A 25825-nucleotide genomic window follows, 5' to 3' on the forward strand; every position below is an offset into this window, starting at 1 on the left:
GTATTAATTAATTCTACAGGTGCACTTGATTTGAAAGCTATTCCTAAAACATTAACCATTATTGGCGGAGGAGTTATTGGCACTGAATTTGCTGTTCTTTACCAAGATCTAGGAACAAAAGTTACTATTATTGAAGGCCTTCCTGAAGTTCTATCTGTAATGGATGGAGACATTAAAGAATTTGCTCATAAAATGTTGGTGGATAAAGGTATTAATATTATATTGAATGCAAAAGTTCAAAAATTCGAAAATGGGTCTATTGTTTATGAACAAGACGGAAAAGAACATAAAATTAAATCAGAAAAAGTTCTTGAATCTGTAGGTAGAAGAGCAAATAATTTGGGTCTTGATAAAACACTCGGAATTAAACTGGGTAAAAGAGGTGAATTCTTAGTTAATGATACATTACAAACTTCAATTCCTAATATATTTTCAATTGGTGACTCAAATGCAGTAATCATGCTAGCACATGTAGCTTATAAACATGCTCATGTGGTTGCAAACTTTATTGAAGGTAAACACACAGAATGAGATATTAACAGAGTCCCTTCTTGTGTATATACTCATCCAGAACTTTCTTCAATCGGAAAAACAGAAGAACAATTAAAAATTGAAGGAATCGATTACATAAAATCAGTATGACAAAATGTTAATGTGGGTAGAGTTCTGACTGATACAAAAAACGCCAAAGGGTTTACTAAGCTACTGATAGGAAAAAAATATGGTGAAATTCTTGGTGCACATGTCGTTAATAATAATTCATCAGATATGATTTCCGAAATAGCTACATTAATTGAGACTGAGGGAACTGTTTATGAATTGGCCGCCACAATTCATCCACACCCATCTACTTCTGAAGTTATTTATGAAGCTGCAATCCATGCAGTTGATCAATTAAACAAATTAAGAAAATAAACCATAATAAATATAAATTATCCTCATCTAATGATGCGGACTTTAATAATTAATGCTTTTTTTAATCATTTTCACAAGAAATAAAGATAAAATTAGGTTATGGATAAAAAAATAAAATTTTATATTATTAAATCTTCAAAAATATCCCGTATTAATATGGACATCATTAGCGAAATAAAAAAACAATACCTTTTAGATATTCATATGGATGAATTTGAAAATATAGATGAAGTTATTAAAAATAAACCTCACATAATATTATTCGATGGGTTATTTGAAAAGAAACTACAAACTGAGTTAGTACAAAGAATTCACGAATCCAAATCAAATGCTAGGATTTTAATAAGTCAAAAAAATATAAGCGAAAAAAATGAGGTTCGTTTATTTCAAAAAAATGTTGATTATGTTTTTAATTCCAACTATGGCGACCAATATTTCATTCATAAAATAAGATCAATTCTCCGTCGCTATTCATCTAGCTATTATCTCGAACAAGAAATATCATTTGAAAATTTAATTATTAATTTAATATCAAAAGTTGTATCCGATGATGGACAAACAATTAATCTCACTAATACCGAGTTTAAATTACTAACATTCATGATTGATGGAAAACCATATCTACAAAAAACAATTATTAATGAAGTATGAAAATATGATGAGGACACAACAAAGCTTGTATCCCAATATGTTCATCGGCTTAATAAAAAACTGATTAATTACAAAATATTAAGAAACAGTAATAGAGAATATTATATTAGCCAAAAAACTGATAATAATTTAAAATAACTCAATCAATAGTTATTTTAAATTGTTCTTATTAAGTTTTGTTATTAGAACCAAATAGTGTTATTTTATCTTTAACGGCTTGTACCATAGCATCCACACCAGGAGCAAGAAGTTTTCTTGGATCATAGTTTTTGCCTTGATCAGATTTCCCTGATCTAACAAATTCTCTGATTGCAGCAGCATTTGCTAATTGTAATTCTGTATTAACATTTATTTTGGCAACACCCATTGAAATGGCTTTAGTAATTTGATCAGAAGGTATTCCTGTTCCTCCATGTAATACTAACCCTCTTTGAGCTTCGACTTTTAGTTTTGATAGCACACCAAGGTTTAACCCTTCTCATCCTTCTGGATAAGGTCCATGAATATTATTAATTCCAGCAGCGATCATATCAACACCCAAATCAGCCATAATCTTAACTTCTTTAGGATCAGCAACATCGCCAGATCCTTGAACTCCATCTTCTTCACCGGCTAGTGTACCAACCTCAACCTCAACTGAAGCATCTTGCTTAGCTGCAAGCGCAATTATAGTTTTGGTTTTTTCAATATTTTCTTCAATGGGGAAATGTGATCCATCAAACATAACTGATGTGTATCCAGCTTCAAGAGCTTTCTTGGCGCCTTCGAAAGTTCCGTGATCTAAGTGAATAGCTACAGGAACGGTAATACCCATTGAATCATGCAAGTTTTTTACAAGATTTTTTACAGTTTTAAAACCACCCATATATTTAACGGCTCCCTCTGAGGAACCAATGATAACTGGCGACTTCATTTCTTCGGCAGCTAATAAAATGGCCTTAGTTCATTCTAAATTATTAGTATTTATATGTGGAATAGCATAATGCCCTTCATAAGCCTTCTTAATCATCTCTTTTGCATTAACAAATGCCATATTTCTCCTTGTATCAATTTTTGACAAAAAAATTATACCATTTGATATAACTTTTATATTTTATAATTCTTCCACCGCATTTGCTTTCATAGCTTTTACTTCGCCATATGTAAAGTCTTTTACTAATGCAAATTTACTTTCGTCAACCATGACGTAATCACCACTAATAGTTAATAGAGTATATAGTTCACCAATTTTAGAATCTTTAATCTCTTGCAGAAGGCTCTTTGGATCAGCTTTCTTTCAATCTGCTTTTTTTTCAGCAAAAACATATTTTCATATTTTTGCATACTCCATAGGTTCACCATTCTTGCTTTCTAAAAATTCCATTGTTACTTCTAATGTTGTCTTCATAATATGCACCTCTTTTGATTTATATTATATATTATTTTTGCACGTCAAATATCATTATTACAATCTATTAAATATTGTTAATGAAAATATAGTAAATAATTATATTCATATAATTATGTGTTACAAAAATAAAAATAATTTAAAGAAAAGACTCCGCAAGGTCCCCTCAACTCGTTTGTTACAACTAGGTAATTCGGTCAATATTATTATAGACTATTTTATTAAAATGATTTTTATGTCAGCAGGATTTTCATCAACAATTCGTTTATTCCCTTCTTTCTAATTTCATATTCATGAATTTTAAACACAGTTACCAAAATAAATTTAGTACCAATTTTATCAATGGTGAATTTGGCTTTTCTACTAAATCATAAATTTCTTTTTTTGCCATGATTTTATTTTAAAATTTCATGAAGAAATTGCCCAAAAATATGTCAGATAACTATATTATTTGAAATTCTTTAGAATCAATATAATCAAGTTGAGGCATCATTGCTATATTCATTGTTTTATCAATTGTATTTTCATTTAGAATTTCTTTTTGATCCGAAATTATTCCATAAATTGTAAAAGGAGTTTTGCAACCAACGAGTAATGTAATCTAGAATATCAATCCTTGTAGCTTATCCTTAAGTTGCGTTTGATTGTTGCAATTAGAACCCTTAATTGCATATAATCATTTACACTGCAAAATTAACAAGATTCTTATATAAATTAATCTTGGATTTCCCTATTTTTGTCCACTTAACTTCTGTTAAGGACTTTATGCCGTGATAGGCTTTTATTTTTTTATAGCTGTGTTTACTTCAATAATTTTATCTTTTTGTACTATTCACCCACCAATAACAAGTGGTTTCACTTGATAAGGTAGATGATTTGACTCTTCTAAAAATAATAGTTTTCTATTCTTTATAATATACATGGTATGTAAAATGTCATTATTTGTCATTTGTCATTTGTATTTGGTAAAATATATTTATGAACTGACCAATTGAATTGATTAATGAAGCTAATAAAATATTAGATAGGCTATATGATGACAATGTCTCACCATCAAAAAATAAAGCTTTAAGATTTTTTAATAAAAATCCTGATAATATCAAAATTATAATTTTGGGACAAGATCCTTACCCAACACCAGGTGTAGCAAACGGAATAGCTTTTGCTGTTAATAAAGATATTAAAGAACCTCAATCCCTCAAAAATATATTTAAGGAGTTAATTGAGGTTAGAGGTAGTTTCAAAACCGATAAAACTCTTAAGCATTGAGAAGATCAAGGAGTATTGATGCTAAACACATCTTTAACTGTTGAACATGGTCAACCTAATTCACACACAAAAGCTTGAAAGCCCTTTACAAATAAATTAATTAAGTGGATGGATAATAATCTGAAAATCACATGAGTTCTTTGGGGAAATGAAGCAAAAAAATATGCACCATTATTGGTGAATAAAAAAATAATGGACGCCCACCCATCACCGTTGTCAGTAAGACACAGAATTAAAAATACATTTAAGGAACTAACAAATATAGATTGATAAACTTACTAATTATGTCTAATGGAATTGAATAAAGCATTTAATGATTTCATGTTCACAGCAGTTCATGGAACAATGATATCAGCTTGGGTTTTAGCTTGTGAAATATGTTTGTGGTAAGCTGGTTTAACATCTTTTTCTCAACGATTAATAATATCACTAATTTTTCTTTGTCTTTTATTAACATCTCTCATAACTCTTCGACCTAGTCTTGTATCAGATGGAGTATCAACAAATATCTTAAGTGTTGCTAACTCCATTAGTTCAAGATCTTTGAAAGTGAATAGCCCTTCAAAAATAATTACTCCCTTGGAATTAATTGTTTCATAACCATCTCTAGCATGTTTAGAAAAACAATATATGGGCATCTGAACATCATTACCAGAAAGCAAGTCCTTAATTATTTGTTTTTGTAAATTCATATCAAAGGCTTTCGGTGTATCATAATTAGTTTTTGGACTACCCACTGGCAAGTAGAAGTTATCTTGCGAGACTAGCAAAGCATCATTACCAAACTCTTTCTTTATGGCTTTAGCAACTGTAGATTTGCCTGATGCAGAGCCACCAGTAATAAGAATTAATTTTGACATTAATGTAATTATAAGGAAAAATACAAAAGATTAATAATTTTACTAATTCATTAAAAAATTTATATAACTTTTATAATTATTTATATTCATGTTGTTATCTGTTGCTTTTTATATATTCAAGAAATTCTCTTGCTTCCTTTAATGACTTGCACATAAAACCAGAAGATGAATAATGGCCACCTCCACCCATGTGTTTTGCAAATAAAGAGACATCAATATTTCCTTTTGATCTCAATTCACCGCGATAAATATTAGAGCTAACTTTAGTGACACCTAAATATATTTCAAATCCTTTTTCATTGGAAAACAAAGCAGTCATTTGCCTCAAGTAATCATTAGGAACAATTGTTTCTGTTAATAGGGCACAAATATCATTTTGGACAACTAATTCTTTCCGTAAATTATTGATTGAATTATTCTCATCGGTTGTTAATGCAAGTTTTTTTATTACATCTTTTTTATTTTGTACCAAATGTTCAATAGCTTCTCAAGTATTGGTGGATAAACTTCTCTGGGTCATTTCTTCTGTATCGGTTCATATCGCCACCCACATGGCCTCAGCAGCTCTTTTTGGGATTGTTAAATCTAACTGTTTAGCCATTTCATAAAGAATTTGCCCTGTTGCTGGTCATTTATCTCCACCAATCTCCAATTTTCATTTATTTTCATGATGATGGTGATCTATTTTAATAGAATTAATTGTATTAACTCTTTGATCATGAATTCTGCTTATAGTTGATGTGTCAACAACTATAACTTGAGATGAATTAAAAAACTTATCGGACACTTCTTCTGACTCATCCAAGAAGGAAATAAATCTAGGGGCTTTTTCTCCAGAAATCTTTACTTCCTGGACATTCGTGTTATCCAATATTAGATGTTTCAAAGCAGTGGCAGATCCGGTAGTATCTCCGTCAGCATCTATATGTGACAAAATAGTAATGTTTTTATTTGTTTTAATTTCATTTCATATTTTTTCATACATTTTATTCATACATAAATTATAAAGAAAATAATTTTGGTAATTAGGATTATATTGAATACTTCTCATAAATATGCTTTAAAGCAGATTCCTGAACTATTTTTTCTTTGGCCGCTAAAAATTTATATATTTTCTTCTGAATGTTTTTGTAGGAATCGCTTTCTTGTGAAATATTATTAAGCATTTTCTTATCTTTTGCATTAATAATTTCAAACTTTTTCTCAGCTTTAACTTGTTCTTTTTTGTATTCTGATGCAAATTGTTCTTTAGCGTTTTGCAATTTATCTTTGCCATTTCCTATCTTAACTAACTTCTTACTTACTAAATTATTGTAGTCAACTCAATTTTTTTTCTCAGAAAATTTTAAATTAAATGCCATACAATTCATCAATGATTTCTTCTTGTTTGTCCTTCTTAAAAATTTGTATATGATATTTCTATTTGGAAAAATTCTTCCAGTCATAAGAACTTTTCTGCCAAGAGAAGATATTTGCTCCAGAATTAAAATCATTACAATAATAACAATTATAAACGATGACAACTGACTATAATAAGCAGGATCTGCTGCATAAGTTGCTACAGAATACCCAAATATCGACATCCCGATAGTACCAATTTGAACCGTAGATTTAAGATTTATTTCTACTCTATATAAAGCATTAGATAGTATTTGGGGCATCGCTTCTTTAATTAAGGCCCATCTTGTTACTTGTAATTTTGTAGATCCCATTACTTTTAATGATTCAGCAGGGCCAGAATCTAATGATTCTATTTTTTCATATGTTAGCTTTCCAAGCATCCCTATAGAATGAATTCCCAGTGCAAGAACCCCACCAAACATAAAGTTATTATCTGGAGAAATTATAAAGATAAAGATAATAGCATACACAAATGCAGGAATAGATCTTATGGTGATTATTAATATTTTAAACACTCAAGAAAAATATGGGCCAAGAATATTTTTTGACGCTAACGAACCAAAAACAATTCCAAAGAACGTACCCATAATTGCTGCTAGTGCTGCTATTAAAAGCGCATTAAAAGCAGCATTTATTGGATTTAACGTGCCAACTATTTTAAATAAAGATCAGTCTGGCTGAAATAAGTCGCCCACAAGAGATTTAAAATTTCCAAGACGCTCTGGTGTGGCCATAGCTCATTTGATTTGAATAATCGAGTAAATTAGCACCATTATAAATAATAAACCAAAACCTAACTTCACAATTCAAAATTTTGGGGCAGATTTATAGATATGGTCAATAGCTACTTTTTTAGAATCATTTTTATTGATGGACACTTTGTTAAATGTTTTTTCAATAATATACTTAATAAAGATTTTAGAAAAAATTTCGATCAATACTATTGTTACAATTAAAACAAGAAGAACTATTGTCATATGCCCTCACATTCCAACATCACTGTATCTATCGCTTAAAAGCATACCAATTGTTGAGATATTGATGACTCCAAGAATGGTTGCAAAACGTATTACAATTTCAAAAGCATAAAGGCCATATGATAAAGCCTTTTTCATAAGAAATGGCAACACCGATTGTCTCAATGCTCTAAATCTTGAGTTGCCAAATGCTTGCAGTGCGTTGAATGTTTCCATATCAAGTGTATCAAGTTCTTCAAAAAGTCATTTAGTCATTATTGTTGCAACAAAAACACCTATTGCAAATGTTGCAGTCAATGTAGGCGAAAACATTTGAAACATGATAAATGCAATTACTAGTGGGGGTATTGCCCTCATAATAGACATCACGAATCTAAATGGAGTATATATATATCACTTCTTGACAATATTTTTAGAACTCAATAATGCCAATGGTATCGAAACAATAATACCCAACACTGTTCCGAGCACGGAATAAATAAGTGTGTTTAATAATAATCTTAATGAGTCTCCTAGTGTCTGAGCAATTGTAATGGTTTGTAATCCAATATGTTTATCAGAAAAATCAAAGAATTTGGATAAATTATGAAAAAAAACTGATGAATTCACAAACTTAGGATTAGAAATATAAAAAAGAAATATTACTAAACATGTTATCAAAAGCGAAGACAAAATTACTGGTCAAGCGCTTTTTTTAATTACTCTTTGATCTTTTATTCTAATTGGTTTGTTATGAAAAAAATCAATAATGCTACTCATTATTTAATTCCTTTGTTTTTTTAACTTTTTTTCTTTGCTTTGCTTTTTTTGGTTCTTTAACGACTTTTCTTTTTCTTCAAATTTCTTTTAATTCTTTTTCATCGAAACCTTCTAGTTTACTACCATATATTTTTTTAAGAACCTTTAAATCGACTTTTGTTGAAAGACCATCAAAAACTATTTCACCATTTTTAACCCCAATTATTCTATCGGTGTATTGCAGAGCTAAATCAACATGATGAAGATTAATTATGATTGTTTTGTTTTGTTTTGTGTTAATTCTTAAAAAAGAATCCATAACTGATTTAGCCATAATGGGATCAAGGGCCCCGACAGGTTCATCAGCTAAAATTACTTTTGCTCCTTGAGCAATGGTTCTAGCAAGTGCAACTCTTTGCATCTGCCCACCAGAAAGATTTTCAGCCCTTACATAAGCATTTTCCAGAATGCCTACTTGAGCAAGAGAATCCAACGCAAGCATTTTTTCTTCCTTTTTGAAAATGCCCAATAGAGCCCTAACCTGGTTTATTTGGGCCAATTTAGCTGAAAGGACATTCGTGATTACTTTAGATCCATATAGTAAGTTATACCTTTGGAATACCATTCCAATGTGGGTTTTGTATTCTCTTTCCATTTTACCCTTTAGTTTCTTAACAAGGTATGCATTTTCTTTTGTCTGATTTTCAATGTTACCAATGATTATGTTTCCACTAGTTATTTTAGATATTTTATTAATTGATTTTAACAACGTTGTCTTACCGGCTCCAGATAAACCTATTATCCCAACAAATTCACCTTCAAGAATTTTTAAATTTATATTTCTTAATGCATCATATCCATTGGGATATATAAGCCCAACATCTTCAAACTGAATGTTTCATTTTTTGATGTTCATATTATTAAAATTTCTTTTAATTATTTTGTGAAGTGTGAATTAAATCACAGTTCAGGAAATAGATACGATGATGATGAAGTTATAGATGTATATCCATATGTCACAGTTCCTAAATCAGATAGCGGCATTGAAAAATTGGATTTAGCTTTTACAGCTTCGGATATTTTTCTTGTTATTTCAGAATCAGTTTTACCGTAAATAACTGATTCATACGATCCCGCTTTGTAAATATCATTAGTTCTGTCTGTATAAGTATGTCTAGCAAATAGTGCAGCAAGCACAAAATCATGCAAAGGGTCATTTGTATTTGTTACGGCAGCATTAAAATTAGCTTCTCATGACGGGAACTTGGGAGCACGATCAACAAAATCACTTTCTCCAGATAATGTGTTAGGATCTATATCTTTAAGATCTGATAAATATAAAGAACCAAATTTATCAAGTGCTTGAACAGCAATTGATGAGTCACCAATAGTTGACGTAGGTTTTTTAAGAGTATTTCCTTCTTGAATCATTGTTCCAACAATCGTAGATCTACTAGCTTGTAGTAAAAAATTAGTTGAAGGGGCAATTGTGGCTCATGTATCTACTGGCAAAAATGCAAGATCAATTTGCCTAGATTCTAATTGACGTGCAGCTACGCTATAATTTGCAGATGCAGCAATTGGATTATCTTTTCCAGTTGCATTATCAAAGAAACTCTTCAATGCTACTGCAACAGATTGAACGTCAGTGGGGTTCTTTGATGGAATCATTTGTACTGAGAATCTAGCCTTAGTAGTGCTTAGGGCGTTTTTAACATCTGAAATAGTGGATGTTGAAGTCAAAAGCCTTAAAGCATTTAAATTAGTTACTGAAAAATAATCAGAATCATCATCAGCTGGAGAAGCAGAAATTTCTGGAGCTTCACCCTTTAAAGCATTTGCTTCTTTTGCTACACCATCTTCTAGATATGTAATTTTTGTGTTTTTGTCAAGAGATGTGTAATCATTATGAGAATATACTTTGAATAATGATTTAACTTCACCATCTAGTAAAACTTGGAGTGATGACTCATCAGCTGATAGTCTAACTAATTGCTTAAAAATAATTTGAAATGCCTTTTGATCAGCTGGTTTCATATCACTTCTTGCTTGAAGACCATCATTTGCTATTCTTTTGTGGACGACACCTAAAACTGATACTTTCTCGTCTCCGCCATCCCTTATATTTGCTCTTAAGTCAGAATACCCTCCGGCAAGACTTAATGTTCCTAAAGCGACTTTCCCTATTGAGTCAGCATATCCTGTTGTTAACGTACCTTCAATGTCTTTCATTGTTACACCTAAATTTGATGAACCACATGATAATACCATTGCAACAGGTGATACTATTACACCTATTGTTCCGACCGTCGATAATGTTTTTCTTCCAATCACACTTTCCTCCTTTTAAAATTCTCTATTTCTCTGCAGTATTCCCTACATTTGCATTATACAAAATATTTTTAAATTATTTTATAAAAATAACACATTGTTAAATTTAATGTTAATAAAATCAATTTTACCTATAAAAAAGTTAACTTACCATTGTACAAATATCTTTTAAAATTGATAGTACATGTATAAATATTTTTTATTGATAAAGAATTCATTAGGAATTTATGATATGTATTTTCTATAAAACTAATGACTCTACCAATAGAGAAAAACTGCATAAAATTACTCCTCACAAGAAGTTTTTTAAATATTAGTCTATTCTTCTGGTTTTAAAGTATTCAGTTCTCAAATTAACATCGTAAGAACTAACATATGCCCTTGGAAGAGCTTTATGAAGTTTTCTTAAGACATAATCGGATTCTCTTTTATTAACAGTTAAAACAAATATACTGGACCTACTTTTTTTTAAATTCTTTTTGATTTTATATGAGTACCATGTTCTCTTATCAATGATTGTTCCTAAAATAAGTTTCTTAACAACATCAGCTTGAGAAGTTTGAATTTCTATTTTTGTAATTTTTGTTCTTGGTGCAATAACATTAATCAAAGTGTTTTGAAGAATGATATAAAGAGCTGAAGCGAATAGTTTTACCGATAGGAGTGCTTCTAATCAATAGATTCTGTCAATAATAATTGAGTTAAATATAATACCCGTCAAAACAATAACTACTGCAATACCCATTCCAACTTTACCTAATGATAGTTTATATTTTTCTGATAAATAAGTAACAATAAACTTTGAACCACCAGAAGAAGCCCCCACCACAAATGTAAGCGCAATACCAAACCCATAAATAAAGGCCCCGATTATCCCTGCCATATATCGAGACGCATCCTTCCTAAACATATCTTGTGAAACGAGATCTCCATCTAAATTAGTTTCTCCAACTTGATAGATTGGATATACTTGAATAGCATTATGAATTATAGGCATTTGCATAATAAATGAAAATAAGGATTGTACCAAAATGAAGTACATAGTTAAAAGTGTGTATTTGAGCCCTATGTATTTAAATCCAAAATAAGCCAAAGGAACATTAATACTAAAAAAAATGATATATCCTAATCATTGATTAGTTTCAACATATGGAACGGCATATAAAATTATCTCTTGAATACCCCTTAACCCTCCGGAATATAATTTAGCTGGGTGAATAAATGAATCCAGCGAAAATGTTACAATTAAGGCCGCAATTGTAATAACAAAAATTCTAAAAGCCATCGACGACCTAATCGGTGCGTACATTACGGTAGAATAATTCTTTTTAAGCGTTTTTATAGGGTTTTTTCGTGATACGGTTTTTCTTTTTTTAGAAGGTTGGCTTTTCTTAATGGAGTTCGTGGCTATTGATGTCTTTGGAGTTGAAACATTTTTTTTTGCTTTAGGTTGAGTTTTAATATTTTTTTCATTTGTTCTGATGTTTTTAGAGATGCTTTTGGTGTGTTTGGGTGTGTTTTTGTTATTTTTCATATCTATAATTATAAGGAAATATTGATTTTGTGATATCTTAAGATAAAAAAACAATAAAAATGGGAATTATTCAATATAGTTATTATTATTTTTCTTATGAAATATCATTAATAATTACAATTTATTTTGTGCTAACTCTTCTTTTATTAATCTTAGAACATCAGTAACAACATCAAGATTTTGTTCTGAGAACCCTGCAGAATTAAAATGGCCGCCACCATGCAACATCTTGGCAAATTTAGAAACATCAAAATTGATTTTTGATCTGATAGAACCCCTAAACATATGTTTATCTGTTTTAACCATACCAAAATAAACATCAAATCCTGACATATTCGATAACTCTCCAGTAATTAATCTAAGATAATCGTTATCAACTTCAGTTTCATCATAATATAAGTACCCCACATTATTACTAATGACCATTTTCTTCTTGAGAGATTTTGTTAACTGCATTATCTTTCTAGGAGCTTTTAATGAATTTATAATCATTTTTTTATCAACATCTAATGATTCTAGAATCTTTTTGGTCTTATCTGTAAAATTCCTTTGAGTTAGACCTTCAGTATCAGTCCAAATAGCTACAAAAATTGCAGCCCTTGTTCTTTTAGATATATCAAGGTTATTTGCTTGTGCTAAGTTATAAAGAACCTCACCAGTGGCTGGTCAATGATCTCCACCCACACCTAATAATCACTCTTCTTCTTCGTGATGGTGATCAATTTTGATGGCTTCCTTAGTTACGAGCCTTTTATCAAAAACTCGCTTCTTGTTAGAAGTATCGACCACAACAATCTGAGAATTATTAAAATACTCATCACTGACAATATCATTCTCATCAAAAAGTGATAAGTATGCCGGTACTTTTTCACCAGATATTTTAACATCAATACCACTTGTGTTAGTTAAAATCAATTGCTTTAAAGCAACTGCGCTTCCTACCGTATCCCCATCTGCATTAATATGAGTTAAAATTGTGATTTTTTTATTTTTTATAATTGCTTTTCAAATATCTTTATATAATTGCTTCATGTCAAAATTATAAAAGAAAATTCATGATAATATGGATTTTCAATTATTTGATTATTTCTTCAACACATTTTTTAATTTTGCTCTCATCATGACGAACAGTGTCTTTGTTGACTTCAGTTAATAAATCAAATAATTTAAAAGTAGTTAAGTCATTTTTGATTAATTCTTGATTTGTGTCAATATATGATTTAAGTGTGGCTTTTGTGATTTTTGTATTGGACACAATCACTTCATCAGTAATCCCTTTAAAGGTGTGTTATTCAATTGCTTTGATGTGATCACTTAGAGTCATATTGTCTGTTTCACCATGTTGGGTAAAGGCATTAGCAAAATAGATTATTTTAGCATTTGTGCTTTTAAGAGCTAACTTTATTTTAGGATAAATTAAATTAGCAATTAAAGATGTGTATAAAGAACCAATACCCAAGATAATATAATCGGCATTCTTAATGGCACCAACTGTCCTTAATGTTGCCACACCATTTTTGTAAAAAACTCTTTTAATTGGTTGTTTTGAATGTCCAATTTTAGCTTCACCTTCAACAATACTTCCGTCGGACAGTTCAGCATGCAGATGATTAAAAGTATTGGATACTGGCAAAACAGTCCCAAGGACATTTAACATTTTAGTTGTTCTTTCAATCCCTTTTGAAAAATCTTTTTCCATTAATATTTGTGAAGCAATAATTAAATTACCAATAGCATGTCCATCAAGATCTGTCCCAGTTCCGGAGATACGATATTCCATTGATTTTTCTAATAATTCTCTGTCTCTACTTAAAGATGCAATCACCCTTCTTAAATAACCAATGGCCGGTATATCAAAGTGGGAAGATAAAACCCCTGTTGATCCACCTGAATCAGTAATAGTGACTATAGCAGCAATATCAATATCATTAATATTTCACACCTCGAAGAAGTGTTGGCAGCCCTGTTCCACCACCCAAAATAACTAATTTTTTCATAACATAATTATAAGATAAAGCATTTATTTTTACTCATGTTTTCATTTGTCTACTAAATATGTTTATTCAAAATATTGAATATAAAAATAGATTACATGATTTTTAAGACTCTTTAATTGGTTCTGTTTGAATGGTCTTGAAGTCATAAACAACCTTATTAACTTTCTTGTGTCCGCCTTTAAGGTATCATTTGATAAATTTGGCAACACCTCCGTCTTTATTTGAATGTTTTGTGATAACATTTGCGAATGTTTTTACATTATCTGAAGCATTGTTCATAGCCACACCAACTCCTGCTGTTTTTAACATTTCGACATCGTTAAATCCATCACCAAATGCCACAACATCTTTCATTTTAATATCATAGTATCTAGCCATTTTAATTAAAGCCATATCTTTCCTAGCACTTTTATTGGTAAATTCCAAAATTGGTTCTCTTCCCTCTCCGGTGTCCCAATAGGAGAAACTGACTTCATCTCCATATAAACCATGAAAATATTTTTTAATGTGATCCATATCTTTTGCATATTTTGTTTTAACTTCAATAAGAACACCCGAAGGTTCTCTCACAACATTTTCTCATTTAATAGGAGAAAATAATTCCCCTGTTCCATCACCTTTTATAAATGTTTGGGTAAAAAAATCAACCGTATTATTTTGGATATGAGTTTCATTGGTTATTTCAATAGCAATGTTTTTTGCAATCTTTAAAATTTCTAGTGAAGAAATAATTTTCATAACGGTTGTAGCTTTCATGGTTCTAATAATCGGTAAAAAGTCATAGTCTGTTGGATTATGAATATGCCCACCATTATAATTAGCAACTAGAGTATTGAGGTCTAATTTTTTATAAATATCTTTAGTTGCCTTTCATGGACGACCAGTCAAAATACAAACAACATGCCCTTGCTCTCTAATATTTTTAATTATGTTAATTGTATTTTCAGGTATTTTGCCAAACTGTGAGTTTGATAATAATGTGCCATCTAAGTCAAATGCAAATAATTTTTTATTCATAATTTGGCTCATCAACCATTTCTTTCACATTAATTAAGTCATCTATCACACTATGAACTTCATCTAAGTTCTTAACTTTAGCTCCACATGCTTTGAAGTGACCACCACCACCTCATTTTGTTGCCACTGGGGAAATCTTGGGACCAGATGACCTCATGTGACATCCATAAAACATTTTTCCATCTTCTTCTTCAGGAAGGAAAAATGCCCAAATATTACTTCCTTCAATGTTGCCAATGGTATTTATTTTTATCTTTAAGTTAAATAACCCATACTTAACAACAGTTTTCTTAGAGAAAATGATGTATGCCACATTTTCTTTATACTTAATGTTGTTTAAAATATATCCATGCATATCTAAATCAGCCTTTGTCCTATTGGCCATTAGCCTATTTAAATCATTCATTTTCTTATTGGAAATATTCTCTAGTAGTTCGGAGGTGAATTGAAGAGGCATCGGGTTTGCGGCTGAGTACTTGAAAAAACCAGTATCAGTTAAAATCCCAATCATTAGAAATAAGGAAGTGCCTTCGGAAAACTTAATTTCAAACTCCTTGGCTATTTGGTATGCCTGCATTGCTGAAGCGGGGCAAGTTGGCTCATGTCAAAAAATCGTTGATTTTAAATCCGTTACATTTTGATGGTGATCAAAACAAATAATTTCTTTTGTTTTTAATAATTGATCTATGTTAAGGATTCTAGCGCTAACAGAAACATCTCCAACAATTCCTAAATAAGAATCATCTACTTCAGTTTTAAACATTTTTTTATCAAATTCTAAAAATTTAAAATTTTCCTTAAGATATTCATAATCTGCAACAACAACCACTTCTTTTTTTGGGTATGCTTCTTTAATGGCCATGCCAAGACCAATAGAAGAAGAGATTGAATCTCCATCTGGCTGGATGTGTTGAAATAAAGCTATTTTGTTATTTTCTTTAATTTTGTTAAAAATTTCTTTTTTATAATTCATAATAGAAATTATAAAGAAAAAAGATTGTTTTAAATAGACCGATTAATGTGATTAATAATAAGTGACACGAAATGTGGTAAAAATAGAAAAACATATAACAAAATGCTTTTAATAATGAATTTATGAAAAGAATATTCAAATGATCGGCAAAGAAACTAATAACATATAAAAATGGTCATATTTCGATACATAATGAAAAATAATATATCGCCTCACAAAGTTGCTGAATACAAAAAATATAAAGTAGCTAAGAATTTATAGTTTCACACACAATATTTTTAATTAAACATGTTTTTTATAGTTTGTTTAAAAATTTTACCAATCTCAAGTTAGTTTGAGATATTTTGTTTAGGGATAAGTGTGTCTAATTTTCAGTAATGAAAAAAAATCCACTTATCCCTGAACAAAACAATCTTTCCTTAAAATTTAATGAAAAAACAAATCGAACAAGGGTTAATAAAATATATTTTTATTTAACACTTGAGTATTCAAAAATTATTAATTTGTTTGGAAAAAAGTATAACAATTATAAGATTAACCATATAACTCCATATCCAAAGAAAAGATTCATCCATACTTAATGAGTGGATAAAAGGTTAAAAGAAACATAAATCTTCATAAATTCCTAATGAATTCTTTATCAATAAAAAATATTTATACATGTACTATCAATTTTAAAAGATATTTGTACAATGGTAAGTCAACTTTTTTATAGGTAAAATTGATTTTATTAACATTAAATTTAACAATGTGTTATTTTTATAAAATAATTTAAAAATAGTTTGTATAATGCAAATGTAGGGAATACTGCAGAGAAATAGAGAATTTTAAAAGGAGAAAAATGAAGAAAAAAATATTGCTAGGACTCGGATTCTCACTTGTGCCTCTTTTGCCAATTACAGCAGTAGTTGCATGTGGAAGTGTAATCAACAAAGAAACAGATGAGCAAAAAATTGCAGCTGGTGAAACTAAATTAACAAAGGAATTAGGTGTTTTATCAACCCTTACTTTAGAAAAGTTGATTAGTGCACTACATACCTTGAAAATACCATTTGATGTTATGCATGGAACAACATTAAAAGGTGGTGGCAACATTGGTAACAAATATCATGATATGGACCGTATACTAAAACACTTAAAAACATTAATTGGTCCAATTAAAATCGCGGATATAGTTAGACCATTCACAACAGGTGAACAACCAAATGATGAAAAATTTCACATAGCCACTATAATCACAACTATTCTGAAAAAGGCTTTTGGTGTAGGAAAAAGCATAACAAATACTCAAACAGATAAAACATTAATTCCTAGAGGAGCAACTCTTGCAACCACTGATAAATTTAATTATTCATTTATCCATAATAATCAATTACTGCAAAATGACAAGTTTTGAACTTTACCAAGTACAACATATACAGATAATGTAACGGGGGGTACTCCAAGTGGATATTATTCCAAAGCTGTAGAGGCTATTACTAAAGATACAAAGCATATTTATCCACAAATGACTTTTGAAAACTGATATAACACATATGATAGTTCAATTGAAGATATTCAAAATGATGCAAATCATACATATGCATCTACAGCACCAAAAGATTACTCAGCAAATGGTTCACAATACAATATGTATAAAACAGATAGTGATTTACCTGAATCCGGTTCTTTGCTAAAAACTGGTAATAATAATAATCCTTACAATGCCCTATATAGTGGCGCAGGATTTGCATATCCATCTAAAACATTCAACTTACTAACAGCAGCAACACCAAATGGACAATATATTCCAAACCAATTAGCAAGTAATGGATGAGAACATATGACGCCTCAGTCAAAAATTAAATCAGTTTTAGGCGAAGGAAGCGCTTTATCTAAATTAGCCAGAGCTGACTTACATAATTTAAGACCATCGATTCAAGGTGATTTTAATGCACCAAGAAATAATTATATGTATGGAATGGTTACTGGTGATGGTTGAAAAAATGGAGTAGACTTTGAAATAACAAGCACTACTGATGTGGAAAATGGATCGCTTAAAGTTGTTGAACCAAGAATAAACGTTAGAGGTGATGTCGCCCGTGCTAGTCTTTATATGCATGATAGATACCATATCACTTTTGATAAAGGTTTCTATAAATTAATGATCTTATGGGCTGCTATGGACCCTGTAACACCTCAAGAAATAGCAATTGATACTGCTATTAAAACAAAAATGGGGTTTAGTAATGATTATATTACTGGTAAAAAACAACTTCCTGTTGTTCCGGAAATAAAAAATTTACTAAATGATAATATGGTTGTTGCAGAATATACATCAATTTCCGTTGGGGATACATACCTATCTGGAAATCCAATTGAAGCAAACACGGCTATAGTAAACACGAGTCCAGAAAAAAGTACAAATCAAGTTCAAGAACTAAGCTGAACTGTGAATAACCCAGATATGCACACGTTTACATTGGGAGAAAAACCAAGTGGACTATTTCAAGATTCAGAATTGATTGCTAATAATTTTTATCTAAGAATTCAAAAATTAGATAATACATATCAATATTTGATTGTTACAGATTTTCAGACTAAAGCAATTGTTACCAAAGCTCTTGATGGATCAATTAATATGTTCAAAATATCAATCAATGGAACAATTGATGGTGCAAAAGCTCTTGGAATGGGTGCAGGAAAAAGTCCTAGTTATAATTCAATGGATCTAATTCAAGAAGTGTTAATGATTAAAAACTAAAATATATTATTAATTAGTTTAAGAAAATAAGTGCTATATTAAGTTAGGATATAAAATTAAGACACGACTCTAGAAGGGTTATGTCTTAATTTTATATTCTAACTTACTAGATTTAATCTATACTATTGAAATATTAATTTTGATAAATAAATTATCCTTTAATTGCTGAACCTTGTCGAGAGATTGCTTTCATAATTCTGCGCCTCATAGCGAAGTAAACAATGAACATTGGTAGAATTGCAAGCACAGCCCCAGCAAGTCTAACTTGAGTTAGCAATCTTGTTTGTGCTGGATCTGGATCTTTACCAATTGTAAATTGCCATGTAGACATAACTTGTGTACCTGAACCATCATTTAGAAGAAGACTAGGTCACATATACGAATTCCATGCTGCAAAAGCAGTTAAGATTCCCACGGTTCATATTGTTGGAGTAACCATTGGGACTGCAACTCTAAAAAAATATGTTAATCCTCCTGCACCATCCACCATAGCGGCTTCTTTGGTTCTAAGCGGAATTGCACTAAAGGCATTCTTAAACATTAGGGCTGAAAATACTGAAGCAACAAATGGAAAGGCAAGGGCGGCAATTAACATTGATCCATCTCTCATTTTTAAGTCTGTAACCATTTTAAACTGTCCTGATAATATTGCAACTTCAGGCAACATTAATAATGATAATAAGAAGTATCATAATAGATTTTTACCTTTTCATTTGCTAAATGCAAATGCATAACCCATCATTAATGTGATAAATATTTTGGCTACAATTGACAATAAAGTAACAATGAATGTTAACCACATTGCATCTCAATACCCCGCTTGGAAAGCTGCTGTATAATTGCTCCATTGCAACTTATCTGGTCAAAGATGAATGTCTTGTTTATCAGATATTTCTGCATAAGTCATTAAAGACCCCGAAATCATATAGAAAAATGGAAATAATACAATTGTTCCGATTCCTCCCAATATTATTATTTTAAATAATAAGCTAAGAACAGAAAGTGAAAGTGATGATTTTCCAGCTTGTTTCGAAACTTTTTCTGACTGCTTTTTTATAAAGAAATTATTTCTTAAATTGTTGATTTTTAATTTTAAATGATACACGTTTCTCTCCTATTCATAATGCTGATTTTACAAGTAATTTCATTGATGATTTAACAAAAATAGAGAATGAAATAGCTATTATTACCAAAAATACCGATGCAGCTCCCGCTCTTTTCAGTTCTGAAACGGAAACAAATTTAAATACATATAGCAATAATGACATCCCTCCGTTTGTTTGTGCAATAGCAGGATCATTATTAAACAACGCTAATGGGAAGACCTTGATAGAGCCAATAATTCCCATAGTTATAAGGAAATTTGTTGTTCTTGAAATTGATGGTAATGTTATTTGAAGGAATTGTTTTATTGGGCCAGCACCATCGATTGCTGCGGCTTTGTAATGATCTTTTTCAACACCCAACATAGCTGTTGTAAATATCAAAATATTAAATGCAAGACCCTTCCATACACCCATGGTTACCATAACATAAAGCGCACCATGACCCTCTGTATCATTAAGGTACAGCTTATGAGTATTAAACATTTTATTCATTAAGCCTGAATCATAATCAAATATAAATACAAAAAATAATGATATAGAAATAGCTGAGGTTACATACGGAAGAAAGAACACCGTCTGAAAAAATCCGCTCATCCTTTTTCGCAATAGCGAAGAAATAGCGGATGCTACAACTGCTGAAATTATTAAAACTAATGGAACTGTAATGATTGCATAAATTAGTGAGTTTTTAATAGCACTACCAAATACTTCATCTTCAATAATATACCTAAATGTATCTAATGACCATTTGGTACCAACCATGCTATATGGATCAACACGAGCTTGAAATGCATCCTTTGAAGTGTTAAAAAAGGTGATGATTGTGAATATAGTTAAAATAGTAAAAGCTGGAAGCAATAATAATAGCGGGATTCATAATTTGGTTCTTTTATTGACTCTTAATAAATCAACATCTTTTGTCCTTGCCCCTCTAGAGAGTTTTTGTTTAAGAAACATTAGAAATCCTTTCTCCATTTTGATCAAAAAAGTATAGTGATTGATTAGAAAATCCCAAGAATATTTTTTCTCCAATTTTATAATTCCTTTTTTTCCTTAAAAATACCTTGAATAATCCATATTTTTTGTGTTTAACAGTTGAAAGAATTTCTCTACCAAGAAATTCTAGGTGAATTATTTTTACTTCAATAGCATCTTTATTTCTTTCTATAAAATGCTCAGCCCTTACTCCAAGTTTAACGTTTTTATGGTTAACTAATTTCTTTGTAGCAACCTTGATATTTTCCAAAAATGCATCGCCGTTTTTCTTAATATCTAAATTGAATAATTTCATTACTGGCATTCCAAGAAATTTTGCAACAAAAGTATTTTTCGGTTTTAAATACAGATCCATAGGTGATCCAACTTGTTGAATTAACCCATCGGACATACAAATAATTTTATCAGAGATTGACATAGCTTCTTCTTGATCATGTGTGACAAATACCGCTGTAATACCCAATTCAGTAACAATTTCTTTTATTCATTCTCTGGTAGAGATTCTTAGTTTTGCATCAAGATTTGATAATGGCTCATCAAGTAATAATATGCTTGGTTTTTTTACAATCGCCCTTGCAATTGCAACTCTTTGTTGTTGACCTCCTGATAATTTTGTTGGTTTTTTCTTTAAATTTTTTGTAATACCCACTCTTGCAGCAACATCTAGAACAGCTTGATTTATTGCTGCTTTAATACTTTTTATTTCTTTCTTTTTTTCATTCATTTCTTCAGTCATGTTCGAAGATTTGATTTCATATTTTTTAGTTAAATATTTAACGAAGTTTTGGTAGTATTGTAGCGCTTGCTTTGGAACCACTCTTATGTTTATTTTTGCATCTTTAACTTTATAGTTGTTAATGGACTTATTAGACCCATAATGATTTCTTATCGTGTTTAGCTTAAATTTAAGAGCTTCTTTATCTTTATATTCTAGTCTGGCTTCTTTAATCATTGTAGACAATAAAGAATCTTTTTCTTTATCGTTTCAAGTAATTTTGGCATTATGAATTATTTCTTTATGTTTTGTCATTTTGTTTTTATGTTCAATAGTAACTGATTTAATTTTTTGACTGACATTGTCTCTAATTTCTATTTTTTTAGCCTTAAATTCAATGCTTGTAATTTCTTTATTCTTATACAATTCATTAAATTTTTCATAACTTTTTAAAGCATTTTTATGAGCCAAAGATAATTGACTTTGTTTTCAAAGATCAATATGTTTCGTTTCATTTTGAAGAATAATTATTTCTTTTTTATAGTCAGCAATTAGTGACTGATAGAAAAGATGAACTTCTTTTTGAACACGAGAGATTCTTTCGAACTTCACATTCAGTGAAGCCAATTCCTCTTTAGTTGTCATATCGCCTAGTTTTATTTTAAATATTTCATGATTTATTTTTAAGTTTCTATGTTTAATTTTATTTTTCCATTGTTGATCATTAGATAACGGAAACGAAATGTTTTTATAAACATTCATATGAGGGTAAAGTGCATAATTTTGGAAAACTAATCCAAGTTTTCTTCTTTGAGGGGAATGTTTTGTAATATTATAACCATTAAAGAATATATCTCCTGATGTTGGTGTCAAAAGACCTGCAAGAGCATTTAAAGTTGTGGTTTTCCCACATCCTGAAGGCCCTAATAATGTAACGAGTTCACCTTTATTAATCGTAAAATTAATATTATCTATTGCTAAAGTTTCTCCAAAGTCAACCACGAGGTCTCTAACTTCAATTGAAGGCGCTTGTTTGGCCTTAGCTCTGTTTTCTTTGGCAATGTTTTTTATATATATAAATTTTTTCTCATTTATATCCATATTTATTTGTTACCCTCATTTCTGTCTTCTCATAAATCATATATTGTTATGGCATCACTAATTTCTCTATCGGTTTTGTACCTCACTGGTGCGTCATCTGTTATTCCGTGTTCTATAAGAACACTTTTGTTTGAGAATAAACCAAGTTGTTTCTCGAAGGCATAATTGTAAGAGTCAGCAAATGAAAGACCAATTATGTTCAGTGGATTTGTTTCTGATAACACAACTGTTGCTGAAGATACAGAAGGTAGTGCTAAGGCGTTATAAATTATAGATATAGAATAGTTTTTTAATGAACTAATATCTTCGCCATAAAATATTGAACCAACTATTCTGTTATATGACTTTCCGCCGTTTGTAGAAAATCATATAGCTGATCCTGCAGGCAATAGTTTTCTTGCAAACTCCGTGGCTTTATCGCCTCATTCCCTCTCCTTACCTGTCGTATGAACGAATTCCCCATGAACCCTTTTATGTGTTTCAGGAGTATCAATAAGTGAAATTCTAACATTAAATACATCACTAGGATCATCTGGGTAATGAATTTTTAGAGTATCTCCATCAATTCATGAATCAATTATTGCTTTTCTTAATGGTATCACATGATTCGTTAAATCAAAACTTTCATCCAAGTGTGTAAAAAATGATGGATCATTATGACCGACCACTTTGGATTTTTTGCCCGAACAAGCAATTACTGTAACAGGTGTAAGTAATGATAAAGTTATCACAGGAATTCATAATAATTTTTTAACCATAATTTTTATCTCAACAAAGCCACTGTAAGCTTTTTGATTAAAGCATAAATCTCTTCTGGTGTTTTAGTTCCTCTGGAATGAACATAACCTGATCAATTTTCTCTTAAAACAATATCAAATATACTTTTTCTTACTCTTCCACTAAATAAATCAACCGGAGATTCAAATAATTTTATTCCAGATTCAGCTGTATTTGCATTTTGAAAAGCATCAAATGCAATTTTAGTACCTTCTTTATATGAGTTTCTAACTTTAAAAGCATCTTTGTACGGAATAATATATTGAGATGTTTTTGTAAAATATTCTGCAACAGAAGGGGAATTAGATTCTTTTGTCATAAGATTGTTTTTATCAAAGAATCATTTTATGAATATAGTTGAAGCCATATCCATAACTTTATTTGTTTTTATACCAATAATTGATGGACCTTGACTCATTAAAACACCATTACTATCATCGGCACCAACTTTAAGCGGTGCAGTAGTAAACACAACTTCTTCTTTTTGTAATGTTTGTGCATCTGTTATTTGTTTAACAACAACGCTTGTAGCAGGTACATACATAGATGATTTTCTCTTATCAAATGCATGCACCCCACCAACATATCTATCATAAGTTCCTATTACATCTTCAACAAAATAACCAGCAATAGGAGCATCTACAGTTGTTGCTTCTACTGCAGTATTAATAGCTTCTGACACAATTGCTTCACTAATCTTAATATCATACTTCCCTAGTACTCCGGTATATGTGTTTGGATAAACTGGGTTATTATACTTACCTATTGTTGAAGCAATCGCTCCTTTTGCAAGGTGTGCTGGTAATGGTCTTCCAAATGAAACATCATATTTTCCTAATTTATAATCGTCACCTTTTTCCATGGTGCCTTTTGCTTTTGCTAATTTTACAGATGCTGATGCAGCATTTGTGCCATTAAAGTTATAAGAATAACCTGCTGTTGATCCTATTGAAATTGCAAAATTATGTTTAATCATTTCAGTAGATGTATATGATCCACCTCCATTAATGAACAATCCTCCATTTGAAATAGATGGGTGTAACATTCCAAGAACACTCTTGAGTGTTTCCTCTTCTGTTGATCCTGCATCTTTATATAAATAATCCAATCCTTTTTCATTAGGATCTGATCCCTTTTTAAAGAGAAACTGACTCATATCAGAACCTTTTTTCCCAAATGCCATCGTATATAGCATATTTGTAGGAGCATCATGTCCCATAACATGAATAGAATCATCTTTCCCGTTAAGGCCTGAAAAATATGTTTGTGCAGCAGTAATAAACGCAAGCAACTTTTCATATGATTTAAATGTATCATCATTAACTAACATTGGAGCACCTGTGAGGGATGCCGATCCTGCTGTGTCTTCTTCTCAAGCATTCTCAATATATGTTAGTTCCTCACTTTCCAGTGACTCACTAACTTCTGCAGCTAATATATATTCATTTATTTTTTTAGTTATTGAAGAAACTGGTTTAACAATTGGAGCATTACCAACAGCCTCCCTATATTCAATATCTATTCCAGGTACAAATGTAATCTTATCGCTTGCACTCATAGTTTTAATAATGTTTGCCATTACTGGAATATTGATTGTCATCATATCTGTTGATTTAGAAAATGGGATTGAATAAAATCCCCCTTTATCAACTCCACCTATTTCATCATTTACATCTGTAAATGCTTCTTCAAATTGATCTCTTGATAGACCGTGTATATTAAAATTAAGTTCTTTTTCAATTGACACAAGTTGACCAAGCGCATCTGGATAATCAATGAATAAGTTAGCTACGTTTTTCATATGATTATTTTTGATTTCTTTAAGTTCAATTGGCAGAATTGTTCCATATCCGCCTTGAACATGAACAACTTTAACAGTTTTGAACCCCACTTCATCTTTTTTAGTATCATTATATTGCTTAACAACTGCATCTAATGCTTTATATTGAGGTCCAGATTTAGCCCAAGTAGTTTTAATAACAACTATATCAGAATTATCTACTGAACTTCCTACACACGCCACAGCAACAACAACTGGTGCCAAAGAGGCTCCAATTGCTCCTAATGTCAATACTGATTTATTTAATTTATTCATATTTCTCCTTTTTATTTTTTTCTTTGCCTTAAGACATTTTTTTATAGAAAAAAAAGAGGTGCATTTAAAATAAATTTTAATAGATAAAAATAACAATTTTATACTTATAAAAATTTGGAGATTTCCCCCACAACACTCTTAGATTCTGGCTCATTCCCGGACTTAAGGGTGGGAATAAGTCTCTTGTTCCTCTGCAACATCCTCTTCTACATATATATTATAATGTATAAAGAAAAAAAGAG

21 protein-coding genes are annotated in these 25825 nt (G+C 30.5%); 3 read left to right on the plus strand and 18 right to left on the minus strand.

Annotated features, from left to right (window positions below):
• The first annotated feature begins 1014 nt into the window (after positions 1-1014).
• On the plus strand, positions 1015-1704 hold the full coding sequence (locus tag O3I44_RS00010; protein ID WP_303717151.1) for a response regulator transcription factor: 690 nt from the start codon (positions 1015-1017) through the stop codon (positions 1702-1704).
• A 31-nt stretch (positions 1705-1735) separates the two neighbouring features.
• Here the strand turns inward: O3I44_RS00010 and fba are convergent, their stop codons facing one another.
• On the minus strand, positions 1736-2599 hold the full coding sequence (gene fba / locus O3I44_RS00015; RefSeq protein ID WP_303717152.1) for a class II fructose-1,6-bisphosphate aldolase: 864 nt from the start codon (positions 2597-2599) through the stop codon (positions 1736-1738).
• Between the two features lie 60 nt (positions 2600-2659).
• Positions 2660-2953 (minus strand): DNA-directed RNA polymerase subunit delta, encoded by a 294-nt coding sequence (rpoE, locus tag O3I44_RS00020; RefSeq protein ID WP_303717153.1) that lies wholly within the window; start codon positions 2951-2953, stop codon positions 2660-2662.
• Positions 2954-3931: 978 nt separating this feature from the next.
• Here rpoE and O3I44_RS00025 point away from each other — a divergent pair.
• Positions 3932-4495 (plus strand): uracil-DNA glycosylase, encoded by a 564-nt coding sequence (locus tag O3I44_RS00025; protein WP_303717154.1) that lies wholly within the window; start codon positions 3932-3934, stop codon positions 4493-4495.
• 5 nt (positions 4496-4500) lie between these two features.
• Here O3I44_RS00025 and O3I44_RS00030 read toward each other — a convergent pair whose 3' ends face one another.
• From O3I44_RS00030 to O3I44_RS00080, 11 genes are all read right to left on the minus strand, one after another.
• A complete protein-coding gene (locus O3I44_RS00030) occupies positions 4501-5082 on the minus strand; it encodes a uridine-cytidine kinase (RefSeq protein WP_303717155.1) in 582 nt (193 codons plus the stop codon).
• A 94-nt stretch (positions 5083-5176) separates the two neighbouring features.
• Positions 5177-6076: a DHH family phosphoesterase gene (locus O3I44_RS00035; RefSeq protein ID WP_303717156.1), complete on the minus strand. Its 900-nt coding sequence runs from the start codon at positions 6074-6076 to the stop codon at positions 5177-5179.
• A 37-nt stretch (positions 6077-6113) separates the two neighbouring features.
• On the minus strand, positions 6114-8219 hold the full coding sequence (locus tag O3I44_RS00040) for a PhnE/PtxC family ABC transporter permease (protein WP_303717157.1): 2106 nt from the start codon (positions 8217-8219) through the stop codon (positions 6114-6116).
• Positions 8212-9114, minus strand: a complete 903-nt coding sequence (gene phnC, locus O3I44_RS00045; protein ID WP_303717158.1) for a phosphonate ABC transporter ATP-binding protein — start codon at positions 9112-9114, stop codon at positions 8212-8214. Before phnC ends, O3I44_RS00040 begins: the two co-directional genes overlap by 8 nt.
• A 20-nt stretch (positions 9115-9134) precedes the next feature.
• Positions 9135-10532, minus strand: a complete 1398-nt coding sequence (locus O3I44_RS00050) for a hypothetical protein (RefSeq protein WP_303717159.1) — start codon at positions 10530-10532, stop codon at positions 9135-9137.
• A gap of 310 nt (positions 10533-10842) precedes the next feature.
• A complete protein-coding gene (locus tag O3I44_RS00055; protein ID WP_303717160.1) occupies positions 10843-12063 on the minus strand; it encodes a YitT family protein in 1221 nt (406 codons plus the stop codon).
• Positions 12064-12177: 114 nt separating this feature from the next.
• Positions 12178-13095: a DHH family phosphoesterase gene (locus O3I44_RS00060; protein WP_303717161.1), complete on the minus strand. Its 918-nt coding sequence runs from the start codon at positions 13093-13095 to the stop codon at positions 12178-12180.
• Between the two features lie 43 nt (positions 13096-13138).
• The gene (locus O3I44_RS00065; protein ID WP_303717162.1) at positions 13139-13318 is read right to left on the minus strand and encodes a hypothetical protein; all 180 of its coding nucleotides are present in this window, start codon (positions 13316-13318) and stop codon (positions 13139-13141) included.
• Positions 13319-13351: 33 nt separating this feature from the next.
• Positions 13352-14005, minus strand: coding sequence for a gluconeogenesis factor YvcK family protein (locus tag O3I44_RS00070; RefSeq protein ID WP_303717163.1), 654 nt, complete (start codon positions 14003-14005; stop codon positions 13352-13354).
• 157 nt (positions 14006-14162) lie between these two features.
• Entirely contained in the window at positions 14163-15077 is a 915-nt protein-coding gene (locus tag O3I44_RS00075) for a Cof-type HAD-IIB family hydrolase (RefSeq protein WP_303717164.1), read from the minus strand.
• On the minus strand, positions 15070-16050 hold the full coding sequence (locus O3I44_RS00080) for a DHH family phosphoesterase (RefSeq protein WP_303717165.1): 981 nt from the start codon (positions 16048-16050) through the stop codon (positions 15070-15072). Before O3I44_RS00080 ends, O3I44_RS00075 begins: the two co-directional genes overlap by 8 nt.
• 841 nt (positions 16051-16891) lie before the next feature.
• Here O3I44_RS00080 and O3I44_RS00085 point away from each other — a divergent pair.
• On the plus strand, positions 16892-18793 hold the full coding sequence (locus O3I44_RS00085; RefSeq protein WP_303717166.1) for an endonuclease: 1902 nt from the start codon (positions 16892-16894) through the stop codon (positions 18791-18793).
• A gap of 151 nt (positions 18794-18944) precedes the next feature.
• Here O3I44_RS00085 and O3I44_RS00090 read toward each other — a convergent pair whose 3' ends face one another.
• From O3I44_RS00090 to O3I44_RS00110, 5 genes are read right to left on the minus strand one after another with little or no spacing between them, the layout of a single operon-like run.
• Positions 18945-19898, minus strand: coding sequence for a carbohydrate ABC transporter permease (locus O3I44_RS00090; protein ID WP_303717167.1), 954 nt, complete (start codon positions 19896-19898; stop codon positions 18945-18947).
• Positions 19858-20856 carry a carbohydrate ABC transporter permease gene (locus tag O3I44_RS00095; RefSeq protein WP_303717168.1) on the minus strand — a complete coding sequence of 333 codons (999 nt, stop codon included), beginning with the start codon at positions 20854-20856 and terminating at the stop codon, positions 19858-19860. Before O3I44_RS00095 ends, O3I44_RS00090 begins: the two co-directional genes overlap by 41 nt.
• A complete protein-coding gene (locus O3I44_RS00100; RefSeq protein ID WP_303717169.1) occupies positions 20846-22711 on the minus strand; it encodes an ATP-binding cassette domain-containing protein in 1866 nt (621 codons plus the stop codon). Before O3I44_RS00100 ends, O3I44_RS00095 begins: the two co-directional genes overlap by 11 nt.
• Positions 22712-22713: 2 nt before the next feature.
• Positions 22714-23469 carry a thermonuclease family protein gene (locus tag O3I44_RS00105; RefSeq protein WP_303717170.1) on the minus strand — a complete coding sequence of 252 codons (756 nt, stop codon included), beginning with the start codon at positions 23467-23469 and terminating at the stop codon, positions 22714-22716.
• Positions 23470-23474: 5 nt separating this feature from the next.
• Positions 23475-25583: a P68 family surface lipoprotein gene (locus O3I44_RS00110; protein ID WP_303717171.1), complete on the minus strand. Its 2109-nt coding sequence runs from the start codon at positions 25581-25583 to the stop codon at positions 23475-23477.
• Positions 25584-25825 lie beyond the last annotated feature (242 nt).

Origin of the sequence: Candidatus Mycoplasma mahonii (assembly GCF_030550815.1) — a bacterium.
GTDB classification, from domain to species: Bacteria; Bacillota_I; Bacilli_A; order Mycoplasmatales; family Metamycoplasmataceae; genus Mycoplasma_O; species Mycoplasma_O mahonii.